This is a genomic window from Micromonospora phytophila, assembly GCF_023656545.1.
In the GTDB taxonomy this organism is placed as follows: Bacteria; Actinomycetota; Actinomycetes; order Mycobacteriales; family Micromonosporaceae; genus Micromonospora; species Micromonospora phytophila.
In genome coordinates, this window is sequence record NZ_JAMOKF010000016.1 from 24,045 (window position 1) to 40,314 (window position 16,270).

Below are 16,270 nucleotides of genomic sequence, written 5' to 3' on the forward strand. Positions count from 1 at the left end.
CGAAACCCTGCCGTACGTCGATATGCTCGCGCAGCTTGATGGCGAAGCGCGCCATCGCCCACGGGGGGTGTATCGATCGTGCGAGCACGAAGATTGCTGGCCGCAACACTCGGGATCATGCTTGGCGCGGGCCTGGTGAGCGTCACCGGCATGCCGGCGCAGGCATACGAGCAGCGGGACGTGAGCAAGTCCGGCTGGGCCTTCACGGACTCTCACCTGCCGAACCAGTCGTTCGTCAACCCCTCCGGAGACGCGCCGATCGGCGCCTGGGCAGATGCGGGCGGCAACAAGCACAAGTCCCGGTCCTACTTCACCTTCGACATCTCGCGTTTCCGTGGGTCCGTCATCCACAAGGCGGACCTGGTCATCGCGGAGCGATCGGCGGCCGACTGCGCGTCGGCCCAGCCGGTCGAGCTCTGGCGCACCGATCCGATCAAGGCGACCACGAGCTGGGAGTCGGCGCCGCGCCACCGTGAGCTGCTCGGCACCGTCCAGGCTGGCGGCGAGGCCGCCTGCCCCGGCTATCTGGTGTGGGACATCATGCCCGCGTTGCAGAAGCTGGCAAGCCAGGACGAGCAGACCCTCACCGTCGAGATCCGCGTGCCGCACGGCTACGAAGGCAAGCTTTCCCACGGCCGCAAGCTCCGCCCGTTCCCGGCGATCCGCGCTGTGGCCAACCACGCTCCGACGGTGGAGAAGATCGGGCTCGAGTTTCCGTCGTGGTCCTGCGCTTCGAAGGAAAACCCCCAGCCGGTGGGGGCGCGCTACTACAGCCTGATGATCCGGGGCGCGGACGCGGACAGCAATGACTCCAATTTCAACGGGCAGTTCGCGGCCTGGCCGGTCGGCCATGAGGACCAGCGTTCCGAGCGGTTCGGGTCGAGTTACGGAAGCACTCTCGCCAAGGTCGGCTGGGACATGTCGCAGTACCCGCACGGGATCGTGGTGGCCTGGACCGCACGTGCCTTCGACGGTCACGACTACTCGGAGTGGGCCGAGCCGTGCTACGTGAAGGTGGACGGGCAGCCACCGGCCGCACCTGTGGTGACCTCTGACAAGTACCCGAATGACGGCGAGCCGCATGGGGGTGCGGGAGTTCCAGGCACCATCACGTTCAAGGCGAACGGATCGCCGGACGTGGTCGGCTACTACTGGGGACGCTTCGGCGACACGTACAACTACGTCGCTGCGCCGGCGCCGGGCGCGGACGCAACGCTTGAATACACGCCGACCTCGTTCGTTGAGTACCTGAGCGTGCGCAGCGTGGACAGCGCGTCGAACTCCTCCGAGGTGACCAACTACGAGTTCTATGTGCGGTCCACGGCGCCGGGGGTGCGGGTGACGGTGGGTGGTGTCGGCCTGCCGAGCCAACTGGCGATCTCCAACAGTGTCGAGGGGGTCACCGAGTTCGGCTACAAGATCGGTGACGGCGACGAGGTCCGGGTCCCGGCGGACGCCGATGGCACGACCGACGTACCGGTGATGTTCACGCAGGCTGGCCTCGTCAAGGTCCAGGTGCGCAGCTACGTCGGAGCGGAGCTGGTCGGCGCGTACACCGAGGACGTGTCGGTCCGCGACACCCCGTTCGTGGAGTCGGCCGACTTTGCCTTCCCGGACCACGACGGCGTGGTCGACCGCCCGGGCAGCTTCACCTTCCGGCCCGGCCGCACCGGGGTGGTCGCGTACGAGTACGCGTTCCTCTACGACGAGATGCAACGCATCGACGCGGCAGCAGACGGCACTGCGGTGCTGCGTTGGACGCCGACGGAGCCCAACTGGTACGTGCTGAACGTCCGTAGCATCAGCGCCGACGGCACCGTCTCGGAGGTCCAGCAGTACCAGTTCAACGTCATCGACATCAAGCCGACCGTTTACTCCAGCACCTACTACGAGTACGGCGCGTGGGGCGGCGTGGGCATCCCCGGCGAGTTCAACTTCGACACCGCCATGCCGGACGTGGACGCCTACCTCTACCGGCTCAACGACGGGCCCGAGCAGACCGTCGACCCGGAGTACAGCTGGGCTCAGGTGACGTTGACGCCTGACCGCTCCGGCAGCAATACACTCACCGTACGCACGCGTTTCCTGGACGGGTCCTTCTCGCCGACGCGGACCTACACGTTCGAGGTCAGCGACGCACCGGTGGTGACGTCCAGCGACTACCCGGAGAACGACTCCGCCGGCCAGCCCGGCCAGCCGGGTCGGTTCACCTTCAACCCGGGCCGCTCCGACGTGGTGGAGTACCGCTACGTGCTGGAGTACAGCGGCGAAGAGCGGGTCGTGGCCGCCGGAGCGGACGGTAAGGCCACGATCGAGATCACGCCGACGCATCCCGGGTACACCCTGTTGACGGTCACCAGCCGGGCGGCCGACGGCACGGTCAGCGCGGAGCGGCGGTACTACTTCCGCGTACGGGACCCGCGCGTGAACGTGAGTAGCGCGTACGACGAGTACACCCCTCGTGGCGGGATCGGCGCGGTCGGCAGGTTCGGGGTCTACACCGAGATCGGCGAGGTGACCACCTTCGAGTACCAGCTCAACGGCGGTGCCTGGCAGAGCGTGCCGAAGACTCCCGACGCGCTGGTGACCGACATCTCGGTGACCATGGATCGCAACGGCGCGAACGTCTTCTCGGTGCGGGGTCGCACCGCAACGGGCGGGTACACGCCACAGACGGACTACCCGTTCCTGGTCGGCACGGCGCCGCTGGTGTCGTCGAGCACCTACCCGGCCAACCAGTGGGCCGGTGGTGTGGGCGTGCCGGGTGAGTTCACCTTCACCCAGGGCAGTCCGGGTGTGGTGGAGTTCGAGTACACGGTCGATGACGGGCAGCCGGTGATGGTGGCGGCGAACGCCGCCGGGATTGGCACCGCGAACTACACGCCGACCTCGGCGAGCTCGCACACCATGGGGGTGCGCGGACGTACGGCCGACGGGGTGTGGACCGACACGACGAACTACTACTTCCTGGTCGACTTCTCCTGACCTGGAGTTGACGCGGTGGGCCGTCCCGGATGGGGCGGCCCACCGCGTCGAGCCGCGTCAGCCTCGGCGCGTCAGTCGAACGCGGCGGCGAACATGCCCGGCTGGTAGGAACCGCCCCGCTGGTGCACGATCACGGCGAGCCGGTTGGCCGCGTTGATCAGGGCGACCAGGGCGACCAGGGCGGCGATCTGGTCGTCGTCGTAGTGCTTGCGCACCTGGGCCCAGGTCTCGTCGGACACGCCCTGGTGGGCGTCGGCGAGCCGGGTGCCCTCCTCGGCGAGCGCCAGCGCGGCCTGCTCGGCCTCGGTGAAGACGGTGGACTCGCGCCAGGCGGCGACCAGGTTGAGCCGGACCGCGCTCTCGCCGGCCGCCACGGCCTCCTTGGTGTGCATGTCGATGCACCAGCCGCAGCCGTTGATCTGGCTGGCCCGCAGCGACACCAGCTCCTGCGTGGCCTTCGGCAGCGACGACTGCTGGATCACCATGCCGGCGTTCGCGAACCGCTTGAAGAACTTCATGGCGATCTCGTTGTCGAGCATGTTGAATCGGGCGTCCATGGTTTCCGTCCTTCACTCCCGGTGTTCGGTTGGACGAACACGAGATGCCGGCGAGCAGCGCCCTGTGACGGCGCGGCCGGGTGACGACCGCCACAACCGTAGGTGTCACAGAACGGCCGGCTGCGGCATCTGATGGGTGACGCAGTCGAGAGCGAAGAGGAGTCACTCATGGTGGGCACGCCGCAGACCGCCGCCGACGACGACCGCCCGGACCCGGCCACCGAGGCGTTCGTCGCCCACCGCAACCTGCTCTTCACCGTCGCGTACGAGATGCTCGGCTCGGCCGCCGACGCGGAGGACGTCCTGCAGGAGACCTGGCTGCGGTGGGCGGGCGTCGACCTCGGCACGGTCCGGGACCAGCGCGCCTACCTGGTCCGCATCACCACCCGCCAGGCACTCACCCGACTGCGCACGCTCAGCCGCCGCAAGGAGTCCTACGTCGGCCCGTGGCTGCCCGAGCCGCTGCTCACCACTCCCGACGTCGCCGAGGACGTCGCGCTGGCCGACAGCGTCTCGATGGCGATGCTGCTGGTGCTGGAGACCCTCGCGCCGACCGAACGGGCGGTGTTCGTGCTCCGCGAGGTGTTCGACCTCGGTTACGACGAGATCGCCGAAGCCGTCGACAAGAACCCCGCCGCCGTCCGCCAGATCGCCCACCGGGCCCGGGCACACGTCGCGGCGCGCCGGCCCCGCCAGGTCGTCTCCGCGGCCGAGACCCGGTACGCGCTCGACGCGTTCCAGCGGGCCGTCGAAACCGGCGATATACAGAACCTGCTCGACATCCTCGCGCCGGACGTCGTCCTGCTCGGCGACGGCGGCGGCGTCAAGCAGGCCGTCCCGCGGGCCATCCTCGGAGCCGACAAGGTGGCCCGCCTGCTGGCTGGCGGGTGGGGCAAGATCGCGGGCAGCACGTCGTGGCAGCCGGCGCAGGTCAACGGCTACCCGGCGCTGATCGTCCAACTCAACGGCGAGATGGACACCGTCCTGGCGCTGCGGGTCGACGACGGCCTCATCACCGGGATCTACGCCGTGCGCAACCCCGAGAAGCTGTCCCACATGGAACGGGAAAACGTCCTGAGCCGGTGAGCCGGCGCGATGTTCCGCCGGGCGGTGCGACGGCTGCGGTCGGGGCCCGTCAGGGCCGCCGGAGCCCTGGTGGGCGCCGCGAGCAGGGCGCGGTGTGGTCGACCGGCAGGGCACACCGCGCGTCGCCGGGTAGTCGCTGGTCGCAGAAGACCCAGTGGCGTACGCCTTGCTGGTCCTCGGCCGAGACGGTCACCCCGCCCGGCTCGACGCGGGTGCTGAGCCGGGCCAGCACCCGGGCGGCGGTCCGGGCGAAGATCCGGGCCCGGAGCAGGTCGGGTGCGGTGACCGGCAGATGGATCACCCAACGCTCGGTCATCGGTAGCGGTGGTTCGCCGACTGGGCGCTCTGCCAGGCGCGCAGCGCGTTCTTGATCCGTACGTTCTCCTCCTGCACCGCGACCAGGGCGGTCTGCGCGACGGTGAGTTCGTCGGCCACCCGGTCCAGGAAGGCGCGGATCTCGACGGGGTCGAGGCCGCGCCGGCGGACGTTGAAGCACCGCTCGCGGATCTGCCAGGGCCGCAGGGGGTGCTTGTGATGGGCTTCTGCCGTCGGTGGTCTTTCCTCGCGTCGGCTCACCAGCCGGCGGATCAGGTCGCGCACGGGGGACCGCCCTTCGTCGGGTCGCGTCGAAGTGGAGGGGGCGGCCTCCGCCGGTTGCGGTCGGCGGAGACCGCCCCGCCCTGCCACCGCAGCCTCGATCGGCGGTACGGCAGCAGGGCCGCGCCGGGGGAGCGCGGAGGGTGAGGTCTCGGCGGCGATGCGAGACCGGTACGAGAGGCGCCAACCGACCGCAGCAGCACCGCATCACCGAGAGCGACGCTACCGAGGCAGCATCACCTACGTCAAGTACGCATCTGTCCTCTTCTACTGAACCATCATCACTATCAGCCATGTCACCACCGTCACCTCTTTCAGTAGATGCATTGCCTACGTCGAGGGTGTGGATCAATACTGGGTGGGCCAACCGACTGCAAGGGGCCGCATCGTGCCTATTCCGCCCACCATGGACGAGCTGCTGGACGACCTGCGAAGCAAGATCAAGGACGGAACCTATCCGCCGGGCAGCCAGTTGCCCTCAGGTCGAGCGCTTGCCGACTCCTACGACGTTTCGCACTCGACCATTCAGCGTGCGATCGCGACGCTGCGGGAGCAGGGCGTGCTGGTCGGTCGCCCAGGTCGCGGCGTCTTCGTCGCAGAGTCCACCCGACGCTGACCAGCCAGTCGGTGGTGAGTTAGGCGTCCCGTCTAGGGGGCATCCACTGAGCCTGACAATTGAAAGACAAACGACCCCTTCGGGCCTCCGGCGATGCGTCGCTGGCCTGTTCGTCCCTAGCACATGGCCCGGGTGGGCCCTTGTCTTACAGGGGCGACAACCCATGTCAGTCTTACGTGCGCCCCACGGGCACGCGACGATCTTGGGGCTCTCCACTGCCCTTTGGGCCAATGTATCTATCGGACGACATGCAGCACTTGACCCACCTGAATCCCGGGCCCGGTCGCTCGCGGTGAGTGCGAGGGGTTCCCTGACGGCCCCCATAGCCCCCGACTCTCCGGAGACGGCCGCCGCAGTCGCCGCGACTCCTCACTCGTTGTAGGAGCCAGCGTGGCAGTCCGAGCATGGCGATCTCACACCCGACCCACGCCAAACGCCTTGAGCCAGGTAACGTGTGCGGTCTCGTGACCATGCGGCCGGACAGCTAAGCTGTGGCCCGTGCGTCGCCTACCGAGCAACCTCCCGCCCCCCGTAGTCAACTTGGTGCGGTGGGTTGACGCTAACCAGGGTAATCCCCTCCCCGCAAGCCTTGTCCCTGGTGCAAACGATGAAGAGCTGAGACGGCTTTCGGCACTTGGAGCCGTAGCAAAGGCCTTGGCCCCGCATGCCGCTCCACATTGGCCCCCCCCGCTAATTGAGTGGACGAGCGCTGCCCCATTGCCCCCGGATCCTCAGCTACTTCAGTCGATACGCGAGTCATTTGACTCCGATCTAGACGTGCTCGCTGAGGCATACCAAATCCTGGTAAGCGGCGAGAACCGCCGGCAGTTGGGCACCTTTTTTACGCCTCCAGCGATCGTCCGCTACATGATCGACACCATACGACCGGTACTTCGGGGCCGCCCGTCCCACATTGTTGATCCGGGCGCGGGGGTCGGTGCCTTCACGGTTTCAGCCAGGCATATCTGGCCAACATCCACCACCATCTCTGTCGACCTCAATGTCGTCACCTTAGGCTTATTGGCGGCACGAGTAGACGCCCGAGCAAAAGGTAGATCAAAGGGTAAGCAAGGCCCGGTTAAGCTTGTGCCCCAAGACTACCTCGAGTGGATCAATCGCGATTGGCCGAAACTGGAGGGACCACGGCTCGTCCTAGGCAATCCTCCATACACGCGCCACCAGCTGATGACCGCGAGTCAAAAAAAGCGGGCCCGGGAAGCTGCAGGAAACCTGGTGACGAGCGGACTCGCGGGCCTCTCTGCCTACTTCCTAGCAGCCACCATCAACGCTCTACGTCCAGCCGATTCATTGTGCCTTTTGCTGCCCGGTTCATGGTGTGAGACACGTTACGGCCGCGAGCTGCGAAGCTGGTTATGGCATTCACGCCGACGACGAGTTGAGGTCGATCTCTTCCCCAGCACGGTGGAGGTATTTCCTGGGACGCAAGTCACCGCCATGATCCTCTCCGTGGGACCCGAACAGGGATTAGGCCAGCCCTTTGTTGCACGCACGTTGGATCTGACAGATAAATACGGACGTCAGACCGTCACTAAGAACTCCGAAGTAACGATCGATCGTAGTGGTCCCTGTCCGCCATCTTTCACACGACTAACGACAACTAAAAGTGCGACGATGCATGCAGACAGAAGCCTAAGTCTGGGAAGTGTTGCCACGATCCGACGAGGTGTGGCAACCGGCGCGAACAACTTCTTCTTCCTTTCTGATTGCGAACGGTCTCGCGAAGGGTTGCCTGACAAGGCCCTCCGGCCTGCTCTCGTCAAGGCGTCCCACTGTCCAGGCGACACCTTAGATCTCGAAGCCCATGAAGCCATCGGTGCAGCAGGGGCACCGAGATGGCTTTTAGACATGAACGGATGTGATGCGGCGGAGACGGACGAAGATCTGAAAGCTTATCTATCAAAAGGAAAATCGCTTGGGGTGCACAACAGGCATCTTGCGATACAACGCAAAGTCTGGCACACGGTAGAGCTCGTGGCTACCCCAGACATATTTTTGGCACCAGTTGGTAAAGGGCATCATCGTGTAATCTGCAATGAGGCCGGTGCGGTTGGCAGCAATAACCTGTACGGTATTTACCTCGGCCCGCTGGCCCCGTGGAACCTACAGCACCTGGCGGCATGGCTACGAAGCGATGACGGGCAACTTTCCTTGCAGGCTATTTCTCGCCAATATCAGGGAGGGTCATCGAAAATCGAACCTCGGTCGCTCCGAAACCTCGCAGTGCCCGTAGGATAATTAGTCTTATTTACTGGCTGCGAGCGGCCGCAGCACGGGAGCCAATGATGAATTGAGGTGAGGTCGATGGCCGGATTCAGTGTTGATACCCACTTACTCAGAGAGCTGGGCGAGCTTCTTGTCGGCCGCGACAGCACGGCAATCCTCGAGCTCATCAAGAATGCGTACGACGCTGACGCAACTGAGGTAATTCTTTACGCAAGTAGCCTCGGTTCTAGTGACGCTGTACTACGAGTCGTAGACAATGGCAACGGCATGACACATGGCCGTTTCCAGACAGCATTCTTGCGCATAGCTGGCCGGGATAAGGAAGGGGCAATCCGTCGCTCACCCCTTTACGGACGCCGGTATACGGGACAAAAGGGAATCGGGCGATTGGCAGCACATAAGCTTGCCGCATCGTTAAAGGTGGTTAGCGTTCCACGGCCCGCTGCATCAGAGAGCTCTCATGAAGGGGTGCACGCCCTGCTCGATTGGGACCTGATCGAGGAACAGGACACCTTAGACGAGTTAAGCGAAGGGCTCCACACCGAGCGATTGCCTCCGACGACTTCCACACCGCCTGGTACCTTAATCGAGCTTCAACGCCTCCGATCTAGGTGGACAGAGCGGCAGCTCTCGATATTTGTATCGGAGCTGAAAACGTCTCAGCCGCCGGACGCGCTTGCGGACCCTGGGTGGGTTCCGGGGACCATTGCCGGAACTAACCTCATTTCCACACCCCTTATCAGGGACGTATCCTCAGAGGATCCGGGTTTTCGAGTCAACCTAAGCGGGGACCTCGACACCGGCGACGATCTCTGGGATAAAGCCAGCGAGAACTTTGAGTGGTTGGTCGAGATTGAAGCACTCGGTGACACGGTGCGCTACCACATTGCGCCGCTTGCCTCGTATGCAAAAAGGGAGCCAGCCGCGCGGGCCTACTACTTCGAAAAATCCGACCCAGCCGCCGAGCGTCCTCGGTTCCAAGCTAGAATCTTCACTAATCCGAACTCCAGCACTCGTCGGGGTCCGCTGGCCGGATTTGTTAGATCGAACGCAGGCGTCCGCGTGTACCTTGAGGGATTCAGGGTGTTGCCCTATGGGGAACACGGTGACGACTGGCTCGGCGTTGATAGAGATTACCGCTCTGGCCCCCGATTCTACACCATTGACGTAGACCAAGACGTTAGTGACGAATTGGAAACTGACCGGCGGGAAGCTCTTTCGGCCACTGGGAACATCGGGTATTTCGGCGCGGTCTTCCTCACGGAGGAGCGAAGTGGCGGCCTTAAAAGCCTGGTAAATCGGGAAGGATTCATTCCGAATTCGACCTTTGAGGCACTCGTAGATATTGTCAGGGCGGGCATCAATTTAAGCGTCCGAGTGCGGCGCGCCGTGGCGAATCAGATTGCGGAAAGAGAGCGTCGAGCAGCCGAGGCGCGGGCGGCGCAGGCCGCTCAAAGAGATTCGCCACCACAACAACGGCCGCGCCCGGAAGCGGGGGAACCAGGAGTAGGGGGCACTCCGTATGCGCCGCCTCAACATCCCGCACCTACAACCGCTTCGGGTTCGAGTATGCCCCCGTCCGCCGTTCTTCTTCCGGCTTCGGCCGAGGTGGCGGCCAAGACAGCCATCAGCGAGGCGCACCGAGTTGTGGGGGCATTGCGGGCATCGACCGTGCCGTACCTTGACGCCACATCGCTTGAGAAGCTCACCGCTGGCTTTACCATTGCGACCGCGGAGCTCGAGCGGCTGCGGACCCTGCAGCCGGATCTGCGAGTATTAGCGAGCGTTGGACTTCAGTTAGGCGCATTCGTTCATGACGTCAATGGAATGCTCGGACAGGCCAGCACGATCAAACAGCTTCTTGAACCCTTGCTATACGACCAAATGCTGGCCAAGGTGCAGTCTCAACGGGTCAGACGGGTTGCGCGTGCTCTCGACGAACTGACGCACTCCCTTGCGCGGCAGAGCAGCTATCTAACTGATGTATTGGTTACCGACCCTCGCCGCCGCCGTTCCCGGCTTAGGATTAAGGACCGTCTAGCAGTGGTGCAACGCCTCCTGCACGGTCAGCTAGCGCGTCTGAACGTGACGATCGAAGATGATCTCGAATCCGATGCTGTAACGCCGCCAATGTTTCCCGCAGAGGTAGGCGTGCTACTCACAAACCTCCTCACGAATGCGGTCAAAAACGCAAGTTCGCCAGGCCGAGTTCGTGTCGAAAGCAGGGCGCTGGGGCGAAGAGGGCTTACTCTTCTTGTGCACAACACTGGTGCGGCCGTCGATCTCGAAGAGGCTGAGCGGTGGTTCCTGCCCTTCGAGAGCACTACGACGGAGGTCAACGAGGTTTTAGGCCAAGGCCTTGGTCTTGGGCTTCCCATTACAAGGGCACTTGTGGAAGACTACCGAGGCACTATTCACTTCGTCGAGGCCCCCCCGGGCTTCGCAACGAGCGTACGCGTTGACCTTCCTGACCCCCAGGAGCGATGATGCAAGCCGATCAGCAAGTGCCTGCCACACCCGACGGAGCCCAGGCACCTCTCGTAGTCATTATTGACGACGAGGATCAGCTCGCCTTCGCGGAGCTGTTGCAGGATGAAGGGCTTGACGCCATCTCCCTCCACCCAGATGATCTGGATGGGGACATTTTGGCGAAGGCCACCACGGTTATTGTTGATCAGTATCTTGACAATTGGTCAAGCCGTAGCCGCTCGTCTATACCTTTCGCTATGAAGATTCCAGACGGCCTTAGTCTGGCCTCGGTGCTACGTTCTCATGTTGAGGCCAGCGGCGACCGTAAAGGGCCGCCTGCGAGTGCTGTCTCCTTCGTATTGCGGACGGGGGAGGCCGAGAAAATTGGGGCTGGACTGCCGAGGGCTGCCCGAGAGTACCTGCTTGCAGGACAGTATAACCTCGAGTGGGTCTTTGATAAGGGGTATTTACCGGAGGCAGGGAAGCCGTCGTCCGCAGCGCGAATTGCCCAGCTCGCGATCGCCACGGCAAGCCTTCCATCGGATTGGGGGCCAGAGTCAGGTGATCCGGGAGCACGGTGGCTTCGCCTCCCACAATCTGATTGGGCTGAGGACGCGCGTTGGCAGGTGGAGCAATGCCGGCCTCCTCAGCATGTTGTTGCGCAACGAACGGCCGGCCGCGCTTGGCTTCGATGGTTCCTTCATCGGATCTTGCCCTTCCCCACCTTCTTGATAGATGGCCGCAAAGTAGCTGCTTCTTTAGGCCTTACGACGAGCGCGCTGGAAGAGGTCCTTCAATCGGACAGCGAGCTGAAGAGGAAGCTTGATGAGGCCCTCTATCAGGGGCCCCTCAATACATTCATGGGTTTGCGGTGGTGGCGGGCCGGTGTAGGGCACGTCATCAATGAAATGCTCCAGGAGTGTGGTCTCGAGGACGAACTCGATCTTGCGAGCATCGGGTTCGCGGCGTCCTCGCTTCATGGAAGCGCCCTGCCGCGCCTCAATATTGACGACCCAGTCCTTGAGCTTAGCGCGGACTATTCCGTTTCGGCGGATCCAATTTCTGCGTCTGATGCGGTCCGCCTCCAGCCCGATGATTGGCCGCCTTACGCGGACGAGCCCTGGGCGCACAGAAAGCATCTCGAGTCAGAGGCTGATCCCGATCTTATGGCCCTGGTGGTTTCAATGGATCGGTGGCATTTGAGGGGCGCCCGGGCGTCGGATGAAACCGTCCGGCCCGAGCCTCCGATGGCTCATGGAAACGAGCTGGGGAGGTCCGAATGAGGCCGAGGTCTTCCCCAAGACGTACGATCGATATTACGCAAGAGACTCAGTATGTGACTGACACCGGGCCTCTCCTGTGCCTTGGTCACTCTCAAGTCTTGCGAGAGCAGGTTCAGCGCCGGTGCAAATCTCGTACGCATTGGGTAGACGCCGTGCGGCAGGAGCTTGCCAATCATGCTAAGGGGCGCGACGCAAAGGGCAAAGCTGCTCAGCACTTCGATCGGCCTGATTGCACGTGGCTGACCATGGCACCGCCGATTCAGCCTCAAGAGATCCCGATATTGGAGGCGCTTCTAGATAGGCTGAAGGAGCTCGAGCTAGAAAAGGCGCAGAGGCTGGGAGTCCGAGCAAAGTCGCACCCAAAAGCGAACCTCGGGGAAGCTGAAAGCATCCTTCATGCAACTAGACACGGACACGCCATTCTCGCTCACGATAACACTGCGAAACGAGTAGCGTGGGACGTTGGCCTGCAGGCAGGTACTATCGTCGACCTCGCTAAGTGGATGATTTCGAAGGGTGCGAACGCGCACGAGCTCGCACGGGAACTCAAGGATCTGCAGGCATCAAGGATTGACACTGGGCTTTGGATAAATAGTGTCCTGGACTTGGCGCCCCACCGGCGTTAGTTAGCCAGTCTAGCGATCTTGACCCGCATTCGAACGAAACAATCGCCTGCCCGGGTTCCTGATTCGGGTAGCGACACCAGTTGTCCGTTCGCCTCGGCAGCCAGGGCATGGTTGCCCTCGCGCTGCCTGACCTCTATTTGGTTGGTGAACTCGCCGACGAACTGGCGGCGCCAGCGAGGAGGGGTTCGGAGATCGCCTGCAGCCCCGCCCGTGCCGGCGACTGCGGGAACTGTCACTGATCAGCGCCGACCAAGTGAAGCCGACAAGTGCCGGGAGCCGGCGTCCTACGCCGGCTGCTGGCGGAAAGAGGCGGTGCCACAGTCGGGCGATCCGGGATCTAGGCATTGACAGGCCCGTTGATGCGCGACCGTACCGCCGAGCGGCGGCACCCGGTTCTCCTTACTCGACGCTGGGGAGCTTCGGTCCCAGCACGTCGTCCGCGTCTACAATGGTGTACGCGTACCCCTGCTCGGCCAGGAACCGCTGCCGGTGCGCCGCATACTCCGTGTCGATCGTGTCCCGGGACACCACCGTGTAGAAGTGCGCCTGCCGACCGTCGGCCTTCGGCCGCAGCACCCGCCCCAGCCGCTGCGCCTCCTCCTGCCGTGACCCGAACGTCCCCGACACCTGGATCGCCACCGCCGCCTCCGGCAGGTCGATGGAGAAGTTGCCGACCTTGGAGATGACCAGGGTGCGAACCTCCCCCGAGCGGAACGCGTCGAAGAGCCGCTCCCGCTCCTTGTTGGTGGTCGAGCCCTGGATGATCGGTGCGTCCAGGTATTCCCCCAGCTGGTGCAGCTGGTCGATGTACCCGCCGATCACCAGCACCTGGTCGTCCTTGTGCCGGTCGACCAGCGCCTTCACCACCGGCAGCTTCGTGCGGGCCGTCGCCGCCATCCGGTAGCGCTCCTCGGCCTCCGCCGTCGCGTAGGTCATCCGCTCGGCGTCGGTCAGCGTGACGCGTACCTCGGTGCACTCGGCCGGGGCGATCCAGCCCTGCGACTCGATGTCCTTCCACGGCGCGTCGTACCGCTTGGGGCCGATCAGGCTGAACACGTCGCCCTCCCGGCCGTCCTCGCGTACCAGAGTCGCCGTCAGGCCCAGCCGGCGGCGGGCCTGGAGGTCCGCGGTGAACCGGAAGATCGGCGCGGGCAGCAGGTGGACCTCGTCGTAGACGACCAGGCCCCAGTCGCGGGCGCCGAACAGGTCCAGGTGGGTGAACGCGCCGCCGCGCCGCGAGGTGAGCACCTGGTACGTCGCGATGGTGACCGGGCGGATCTCCTTGCGCTCACCGGAGTACTCGCCGATCTCCTCCTCGGTCAGCGAGGTGCGGGCGATCAGCTCCCGCTTCCACTGCCGGCCGGCGACGGTGTTGGTGACCAGGATCAGCGTGGTGGCCTTCGCCTCGGCCATCGCCGCCGCCCCGACCAGCGTCTTGCCCGCGCCGCATGGGAGCACGACCACGCCGGACCCGCCGGCCCAGAACGCCTCCACGGCCTCCCGCTGGTACGACCGCAGCGTCCACGGCTTGCGGCCCTCCTTGCCGGCCTCGGCCAGCTCGATCGGGTGCGCCTCGCCGTCGACGTAGCCGGCCAGGTCCTCGGCGGGCCAGCCCAGCTTGAGCAGCGCCTGCTTGAGCCGGCCCCGCTCGGACGGGTGCACCTGGATCGTGTCGTCGTCGATCTTGTCGCCGAGCATGCCGGCGAGCTTCTTGCTCTTGGCGACCTCGATCAGCACCATCCGGTCCAGCGCCCGCAGCACCAGGCCGTGCGCCGGGTCGTTGGCGAGCTGGAGCCGGCCGTACCGGTCCATCGTCTCCGCCACGTCCACCAGCAGCCCGTGCGGCACCGGGTAGCGCGAGTACTTGATCAGCGCGTCCACCACGGCCTCGGCGTCGTGGCCGGCGGCGCGGGCGTTCCACAGCCCCAGCGGGGTGAGCCGGTAGGTGTGCACGTGCTCCGGGGAGCGCTCCAGCTCGGCGAAGGGGGCGATCGCCATCCGGCAGGCCTGGGCGTCGGGGTGGTCGATCTCCAACAGCAGGGTCTTGTCCGACTGCACGATCAAAGGTCCGCTGCTCACGCCAGCGCTCTCCTCCACCTCGGGGCGTCGGCCGTCCGGGAGGCGACTGGCGCGCCCCGGGCCGACCATCCAGTGTTGCACGCGGCCGGGTGACGGCCGAGAAATCTGCCCACCGGGCGCAACCGGCACGGCACTCCCATACGTCTAGCAAGGGGACAGGCTGTCCAGGGGAGGCGTCATGATGCGGATGCGTGTGGTCAACCGGCTCGTCGCCCTGGCAGCGGTCACGCTGGTCGGCGCCGGTGCGTGTGCGTTCGATCCGCAGGCCGACGGAGGTGGGGGCGGGGGTCCCGCCCCGGTCGGCGCCGCGGAGCAGCTAACGGGGGCGAGCGGTACGCCCGGGCCGGACCAGCCGACCGGACCCACCACGGTCGCGCCGAAACCGACAGCGAAGCCGAGCCCGACGCCGGGTCGGCCCACGCCGAAGCCGACGCGCCCGGCGGCGAAACTCACCGGGTCGCCGTCCGCCGCCGGCTGCCCACAGGGCGACCACCAGCGCGAGGTGGAGACGTACCTCGCCCGGCTGGGCGGGTTCGGCACGGTGAGCGTGGACGGCCGGCAGTCCGTCGCCGACTGCGCCGCCATCAAGAAGTTCCAGAAGCGGTACGACATCCGCCCGGCCATCGGCCGCGCCGGCCCCACCACGTACGACGTGGCGAAGCGGCTCGCCACCACCGACACCAGCCGCTGCGCGGCCGGCTCGGGCACCACCTTCTGCATCGACCTGACCCGGCAGACCACCTGGGTGATGCGCAGCGGCAAGGTGATCGTGAAGCCGACGGTGACCCGCACGGGGATGCCCGGCTACCGCACGCCGGCCGGCACCTTCACGATCAACTACCGCAACATCAAGGAATGGTCCGACCCGTACGAGGTCTGGCTGCCGTACTGGCAGCACTTCACCCAGGGGATGGGCTTCCACGAGACCACCACCTACCTGCACGAGAAGTCGATCGGCTCGCACGGCTGCGTCAACCTGCTGCACGCCGACGCCGTCCGGTACTGGGAGCTGGGCAAGGTCGGCAGCCGCGTGGTCCTGGTCGGCCGCCGCCCCGGCACCTGAGCCGCCCGGCACCTGAGTCGCGCCGCACCGGGCCGCCCCGACATGGGGCGGTCCGGCGTCGCACAGGCCGTCCGCTCCGGGATTTATCCCCTGTCACTCCTGGCGCACCGGTGACACGCTGGACGCCAGGGCCGGAGTTGGACGGGGAGGCTGGAGATGACGGTCGACCATGAAGCGATCCCGGAGCACATACCCGACCAGCACCGGGCACCGGACGACGAGGTCTCCACCGCGACCGTGGTCGCGTACACGGTCGCGGCGGTGGTGCTCGTCGGCTGGTTCCTCTTCGGGTGGCTGGTGCTCCGGCAGGGCTTCGTCGACTCGGTCGGCGAGTCGGCCGGCGCCGGATTCGCGCTGCTGCTCATCGTCTCCGTCGTCGGGACGGTCCGCCGCAGCCGCCGCTGACCGCCGCAGCTCAGTCCTCCAGCACTGCCTCGCTCAGTCCTCCAGCACCGCCGCGGTGATCCGGTGCAGGGCGAAGGTGTGCAGCATCTCCGTCCGATCGTCCTCGGCGCGCAGGTAACCCGCGCCGATCGAGACCGGCCGGACCAGTCGCGAGGCGGTCGCCCCGTGCGCGTCGACGTACCCCACCCAGACCAGCGCCTTGTCCCGCACCGCCTGTTGCAGCACGGCGAGGGCCTCGCTGTGGCTGTGCGCCGGCGCCG

General features: G+C 65.3%; 13 protein-coding genes. 8 read left to right on the top strand and 5 right to left on the bottom strand.

What is annotated here, in order from left to right:
• Nucleotides 1-117 precede the first annotated feature (117 nt).
• Entirely contained in the window at nt 118-2,985 is a 2,868-nt protein-coding gene (locus NCC78_RS04680; protein WP_250791915.1) for a hypothetical protein, read from the top strand.
• Nucleotides 2,986-3,056: 71 nt separating this feature from the next.
• Here the strand turns inward: NCC78_RS04680 and NCC78_RS04685 are convergent, their stop codons facing one another.
• On the bottom strand, nt 3,057-3,542 hold the full coding sequence (locus NCC78_RS04685) for a carboxymuconolactone decarboxylase family protein (RefSeq protein ID WP_250791916.1): 486 nt from the start codon (nt 3,540-3,542) through the stop codon (nt 3,057-3,059).
• Nucleotides 3,543-3,710: 168 nt separating this feature from the next.
• Here NCC78_RS04685 and NCC78_RS04690 point away from each other — a divergent pair, with 168 nt between their 5' ends.
• The gene (locus NCC78_RS04690) at nt 3,711-4,628 is read left to right on the top strand and encodes an RNA polymerase sigma-70 factor (RefSeq protein ID WP_250791917.1); all 918 of its coding nucleotides are present in this window, start codon (nt 3,711-3,713) and stop codon (nt 4,626-4,628) included.
• Between the two features lie 49 nt (nt 4,629-4,677).
• Here the strand turns inward: NCC78_RS04690 and NCC78_RS04695 are convergent, their stop codons facing one another.
• Nucleotides 4,678-4,944: a hypothetical protein gene (locus NCC78_RS04695; RefSeq protein WP_250791918.1), complete on the bottom strand. Its 267-nt coding sequence runs from the start codon at nt 4,942-4,944 to the stop codon at nt 4,678-4,680.
• Nucleotides 4,941-5,216, bottom strand: coding sequence for a DivIVA domain-containing protein (locus tag NCC78_RS04700; protein ID WP_372495051.1), 276 nt, complete (start codon nt 5,214-5,216; stop codon nt 4,941-4,943). Before NCC78_RS04700 ends, NCC78_RS04695 begins: the two co-directional genes overlap by 4 nt.
• Nucleotides 5,217-5,631: 415 nt before the next feature.
• Here NCC78_RS04700 and NCC78_RS04705 point away from each other — a divergent pair, with 415 nt between their 5' ends.
• The 4 genes from NCC78_RS04705 to NCC78_RS04720 all read left to right on the top strand — a co-directional run bounded on the left by NCC78_RS04705 (nt 5,632) and on the right by NCC78_RS04720 (nt 11,837).
• A complete protein-coding gene (locus tag NCC78_RS04705; RefSeq protein ID WP_210776427.1) occupies nt 5,632-5,841 on the top strand; it encodes a winged helix-turn-helix domain-containing protein in 210 nt (69 codons plus the stop codon).
• A 777-nt stretch (nt 5,842-6,618) separates the two neighbouring features.
• Nucleotides 6,619-8,097, top strand: a complete 1,479-nt coding sequence (locus NCC78_RS04710; RefSeq protein WP_250791919.1) for an Eco57I restriction-modification methylase domain-containing protein — start codon at nt 6,619-6,621, stop codon at nt 8,095-8,097.
• 66 nt (nt 8,098-8,163) lie between these two features.
• Complete coding sequence (locus NCC78_RS04715; protein ID WP_284706250.1) at nt 8,164-10,572, top strand: ATP-binding protein; 2,409 nt, start codon at nt 8,164-8,166, stop codon at nt 10,570-10,572.
• Nucleotides 10,572-11,837, top strand: coding sequence for a hypothetical protein (locus NCC78_RS04720; protein ID WP_250791921.1), 1,266 nt, complete (start codon nt 10,572-10,574; stop codon nt 11,835-11,837). The genes NCC78_RS04715 and NCC78_RS04720 overlap by 1 nt, the downstream gene beginning before the upstream one ends.
• Before the next feature lie 1,025 nt (nt 11,838-12,862).
• Here the strand turns inward: NCC78_RS04720 and NCC78_RS04725 are convergent.
• Nucleotides 12,863-14,542 (bottom strand): DNA repair helicase XPB, encoded by a 1,680-nt coding sequence (locus NCC78_RS04725; protein WP_250791922.1) that lies wholly within the window; start codon nt 14,540-14,542, stop codon nt 12,863-12,865.
• A 178-nt stretch (nt 14,543-14,720) separates the two neighbouring features.
• Here NCC78_RS04725 and NCC78_RS04730 point away from each other — a divergent pair, with 178 nt between their 5' ends.
• Together NCC78_RS04730 and NCC78_RS04735 are read left to right on the top strand one after the other, a co-directional pair.
• Nucleotides 14,721-15,605 (top strand): L,D-transpeptidase family protein, encoded by an 885-nt coding sequence (locus tag NCC78_RS04730; protein ID WP_250791923.1) that lies wholly within the window; start codon nt 14,721-14,723, stop codon nt 15,603-15,605.
• Between the two features lie 156 nt (nt 15,606-15,761).
• Nucleotides 15,762-16,010: a hypothetical protein gene (locus tag NCC78_RS04735; RefSeq protein WP_250791924.1), complete on the top strand. Its 249-nt coding sequence runs from the start codon at nt 15,762-15,764 to the stop codon at nt 16,008-16,010.
• Between the two features lie 33 nt (nt 16,011-16,043).
• Here the strand turns inward: NCC78_RS04735 and NCC78_RS04740 are convergent.
• Nucleotides 16,044-16,270, bottom strand: a 227-nt coding sequence (locus NCC78_RS04740) for a WYL domain-containing protein (RefSeq protein WP_250791925.1), incomplete at its 5' end; no start/stop codon positions are given.